4 protein-coding genes are annotated in these 4,528 nt (G+C 34.3%); 1 reads left to right on the forward strand and 3 read right to left on the reverse strand.

What is annotated here, in order from left to right; genetic code table 11:
• Nucleotides 1-108: 108 nt before the first annotated feature.
• Both pyrE and CCY16_RS01120 read right to left on the reverse strand, forming a co-directional pair.
• The gene (pyrE, locus tag CCY16_RS01115) at nucleotides 109-714 is read right to left on the reverse strand and encodes an orotate phosphoribosyltransferase (protein ID WP_088414306.1); all 606 of its coding nucleotides are present in this window, start codon (nucleotides 712-714) and stop codon (nucleotides 109-111) included.
• Nucleotides 711-1,901 carry a dicarboxylate/amino acid:cation symporter gene (locus CCY16_RS01120; protein ID WP_088414308.1) on the reverse strand — a complete coding sequence of 397 codons (1,191 nt, stop codon included), beginning with the start codon at nucleotides 1,899-1,901 and terminating at the stop codon, nucleotides 711-713. Before CCY16_RS01120 ends, pyrE begins: the two co-directional genes overlap by 4 nt.
• Before the next feature lie 411 nt (nucleotides 1,902-2,312).
• On the opposite strand from CCY16_RS01120, the gene CCY16_RS01125 reads away from it, so the two are divergent.
• Nucleotides 2,313-2,492 (forward strand): hypothetical protein, encoded by a 180-nt coding sequence (locus CCY16_RS01125; RefSeq protein ID WP_088414310.1) that lies wholly within the window; start codon nucleotides 2,313-2,315, stop codon nucleotides 2,490-2,492.
• A gap of 116 nt (nucleotides 2,493-2,608) precedes the next feature.
• On the opposite strand, the gene secD is transcribed toward CCY16_RS01125, so the two are convergent.
• The gene (secD, locus tag CCY16_RS01130; protein ID WP_088414312.1) at nucleotides 2,609-4,123 is read right to left on the reverse strand and encodes a protein translocase subunit SecD; all 1,515 of its coding nucleotides are present in this window, start codon (nucleotides 4,121-4,123) and stop codon (nucleotides 2,609-2,611) included.
• Between the last annotated feature and the right edge of the window lie 405 nt (nucleotides 4,124-4,528).

The following is a 4,528-nucleotide window of genomic DNA, read 5'->3' on the forward strand; positions in this document are numbered from 1 at the left end:
CAAATCATGAAGACAAGTAATAAATAGCTTTAATACTATGATAAGAAGACTATTAAAACCTGTCAAGCAAATTTTTGCATTTCTATGAGCTACTTAGATGATATAAGATTACTTTGAACAATTACTTAAATATTCTCTGCTCCCTGGTTTGATTATAGGCAGTTTTTTCAATTCTTCAGGAAGCTCTGCTTCACTGTAATTTTTAATGCTGAGCTCAAGTAAAGATATGATAGAAAAAGGTAATTTTGTTTCACTATTTCTCTTTATTAGGGAAGCTTCAGCAACGACTTTACCTCCCATATCTTCTGCACATTTCACAGCTTCAAGTGAAGATTTGCCTGTAGTTATTACATCTTCAACTAGTAATATTTTCTCACCTTGTTTAATCTCAAATTCACGGCGCAGTTCAAACTTGCCATTAACGCGCTCGCAAAACATTGTTTTCATTCCAAGTTGCCTGCCAATCTCATAGCCAACAATTATCCCACCAATTGCAGGAGAGAGTATTAAATCTATGGAGCTGTTTAGCTCTTTTTTTATTTTATTTGCCAGTAGCTCACAGACTTTCATTGCTCTACTTGGATTCTCAAAAATCTTAGCGCATTGTGTGTATGTATCACTGTGCAGCCCTGATGACAGCACAAAATGCCCATGCAAAATCGCTCCGGCTTCCTTGAATTCTTTTATTATTGGGTTCTCTTTGTCTAACATCATTTTTGGATTTCACCATTATATTCTTTATTAATTATCTGGGTTACACAAACATCAGACCAGACATTTATTGCAGTTTCAAACATATCGATGATCGTGTAAATAGGCAAAATCAGTCCCATAATGTACAGAGGAATGTTCATCGATACGAGATAACTAGTTGCCATAAAATAGCATCCCATCGGTACTCCAGCGTTGCCAATTGCAGCGCCTGTAGCTAAAAAAGTCCATATGAACATTTCGCTTAGGGAAAATGTGCACCCATTCATCTCTGCAACAAACATTACTGTAATCAAAATAAACGTGGCACATGCATTCATATTGATTGTTGTGCATATTGGTAAAATAAAAGACGACAGTTTTTTTGGCACTTTTAGCTTATTTTGCACGCAGTCTATGGTTGTAGGCAGTGTTGCACTGGATGATTTAGAGAAAAACGCAAGCGTCAATGCTGGCATGACTCCCTTTAGTGTTCGAATTGGTGATATGCCCTTATACCATATAAGTAGCGGTAAAATCAGAAACGCCTGCACGGAATTTGCAGACATTATGCAAGCAAAATACCACAAAAGACTATAAAATTCGCTATCACCTTTTAATTCATGCAAAAAACATGTGATAAAAGACCATGCAGCAAGTGGAATAAACTTTAATAACCATTGAGCAATTTTAAGTAGCGTGTCAAACAGTGCAGAGAATACCTGGTGTAATATATCTTGTTTTCCTTTTGGAAGTGAAATAATAGCTCTACCCATCAAAAAAGCGATCAATATGCCACCAATAATGTTATTTTCGAGAAAAACTTGCATAAAATTTGAAGGAATGAGTGATTTCAAATATGAAAAATAATTATAATTGCTATTGCTTGCACTTTCTATCGTGTTACTTATGAAGTTTTTTCTTACTGGATCTATTAGCAGATAAAATGATAACGCAACAAACGCAGCTATAATAGTTGTAAGCAGCGTATAAAATAGTGTTTTCTTAACTAAGATTTTAATTTTGATTGAATCTTTGAGCCCAGAAATTGTGGATACTATAGATAGAAAAACCAAGGGTAAGCTTATTAATTTTAATAGACTGATAAATATACCACTAAATAGCTTTGCTACTTCAAATACAACTTCATTGTTTAGATGGTAAGCAACTATTACAAGTAGTATAGAAAAGAGTATCGCAAACTTACGCATTGGAAACAAAACTTGAAAGTGACATTATACAACAATTTCGCTGTTTTGGAATTAGATTGATGGGTAGAATTACTTGGTAAATCAGGAAAAATTAAGTAACATTTTGTTATTAATTAGGTGTTGAAGATGTGAATAGTGCGGCAAGGAATAAAATAGATGTTATATTGGATATAACATATACAGCAGTTATAGTAGGTAGTCTAGGTATTGTAATAGGTGCGTTTGTAGGTTGTATACCAGAGGGTTGATGTCTTTATCACCATTTGCTGTATGTAATATTACTGCTGTTGTTTCTACAACGTTTTTGTACTGTTTGATATGTTTACTATTTGATTTTTTTTAAATGTTTGATCGACCACCAGATAAAAACAGTCAGGGTGCAGTTTTCTTAGTGTAGAATATATTTTTGACATGGTAATGGAAGTTGGCCTTAGCGCAGCTGTAAGTACTACTCCTAATGTAATGTTAGATATAGGATTAGCCGCTGAACTTGGTGGATTAATAGAAGTTGTTGCATTGATTGCAAGTTTCCTTGTAACAGAATATGTCATCATGCCTGCAGTTAAAAAAATAAAGGAATATTTTACCTAGCAGGAAAAGAACACTTACCCTATAGGGGAATCTGATAAGGATGGACAACAACCTAGTAGTACTCTTGGATCAACTGATCCTTAAAGCGTTGAAGGTAAAGACAAGGGCTTAATGACTTAAAGCACCAACTTCTTTGGATCAACACATAGTTCTATTAGAAGTTTTGTGACTGTAATTGCAGAAAACATCGAACATAAGATCCCTATTGATAAGGTAATAGAAAAGCCTCTGATTGTTCCGCTGCCAATAACGAACATTATCCCAGCAGCAATTAACGTAGTGATATTTGAATCAAGGATTGTCTTTATTGCATTCTTAAATCCTTCCTCAATAGAGCGAACTATTCTTTTTCCGGATCTTATTTCTTCACGAATGCGTTCAAATATCAAAACATTTGCGTCTACCGACATACCAACAGTTAGCGCAATGCCGGCAATTCCAGGTAGAGTAAGAGTTGCTTCAAGTAAGGTGAGAATTAATAGTATAGAGATTACATTAAAAAACAGTGCAACAGAGGCCAACAAACCTAACTTGCCGTAAATGATAATGATAAATAAAGCAACGGCTACGATAGAGATTATCACTGCTATTTCTCCTGCTTTTATTGACTCTTCTCCAAGACTTGGACCAATGTTTTTTTCTTCTATTATTTTAAGTGGTGCTGGCAATGCGCCAGATTTTAAAAGTATTGCAAGCTCACTTGCTTGTTTTTCAGTGAAATTGCCACTAATTTCTCCCTCTCCGTTTAGAATTGGTTCACGTATTGTTGGCACAGTTAAAACTGTGTTGTCTAAAACAATTGCAAAGGGTTTTCCCACGTTTTCTTTAGTGATTTTCGCGAATCTTTTACTCGCTATGCTGTCAAATTTAAAATGTACTGTTGGTTTACCAAGTGAACCAGATCTAACTGATGCATTAACCAGAGAATCACCGCCTATTTCAGTCTTGCGGAATATTGGGTAAGAATTGCCTAAAGAATCCTTGAGTATGACAATCGTTTTATGGTCTACATCCTGCATTTTGGCTACGTTAGTGTTTACTAAATGGAAAGCTAGCTTGGCAGTTTTGCCAAGCAGAGATTTTATTTGTTCCGTATCTTCTACTCCAGGTACTTGAACTAATATCTTATTCCGTCCTTGTTTTTGCACACTTACTTCCTTAGTACCAAGCTTATCTAAACGTCTTTGGACATTACTTATCGACTCTGAAATTACTTCATTGATTAGAGAATTCTTATAATAAGGCTTGTATGAAATAGAAATCAAGGTGCTTTTTCTATTCAGCTCTAAATTTGGGTTTATTTTATAAACTAATGCTGAAACTTTTTTATAGTCATCAATATTATTTAAAATCACAACTACTTGTTTACCGCTTTGTACGCTGGATTCAATGTTTTTTATCAGCAGGCTTTCTTTTATCTCATCGGCTAACATACCCAACTTTTCTTTGAAATAGAAATCCAAATCTACATTAAGAAGTAAAGATGATCCGCCTTTTAGGTCGAGCCCTAAGCTTATTCTCTTTTTTGAGATAAAAAACTTATTATCAAAGAAATTTGGCAGTATTACGTATAAGGCAAACAAGAAGATGCATAACACTGACAAAGATTTTATTATAAGCCTATTGCACATAAGTTGTAGGTTTAAAATTGTAGTGTAAGTTAGAAATGAATTTTTGTAAAATTCTCTATCGTCTAGTAACCTACGGTGTCACTCAAATAGCTTACAAAAATGCAAAAAATTACTTAACACACTTTGCTAGCTCTCTCATCATAGTAGTGGAGCTATTTTATATAACTTCTCAACCTGTGCAGATTAAAATGACAAGAAAACCTTATATTTGGTGTGCTGTTGTTTAATTTTTCGCACTATTTGCACTTTATGCCTTTAAAATCTAGGTTCTTACCTAATACAAGCTGAAGTGCGCTTATAAAACGTTTAAGATGTCACCCAACGTCAAATTTTTAAAATAAAGAGTTAGTAACTAGCTACTCCGGGTTTTTTTTGTCTGGTAAGTTCCTTAAATATTAAAGCTAA

It is taken from the genome of Wolbachia endosymbiont of Wuchereria bancrofti (assembly GCF_002204235.2).
Lineage (GTDB): Bacteria > Pseudomonadota > Alphaproteobacteria > Rickettsiales > Anaplasmataceae > Wolbachia.

What these genes read in the sequence shown, in the direction of transcription:
- pyrE (WP_088414306.1), bottom strand. Translation starts at nt 714, where the DNA reads ATGATGTTAGACAAAGAGAACCCAATAATAAAAGAATTCAAGGAAGCC.
- CCY16_RS01120 (WP_088414308.1), bottom strand. Translation starts at nt 1,901, where the DNA reads ATGCGTAAGTTTGCGATACTCTTTTCTATACTACTTGTAATAGTTGCT.
- CCY16_RS01125 (WP_088414310.1), top strand. Translation starts at nt 2,313, where the DNA reads ATGGTAATGGAAGTTGGCCTTAGCGCAGCTGTAAGTACTACTCCTAAT.
- secD (WP_088414312.1), bottom strand. Translation starts at nt 4,123, where the DNA reads ATGTGCAATAGGCTTATAATAAAATCTTTGTCAGTGTTATGCATCTTC.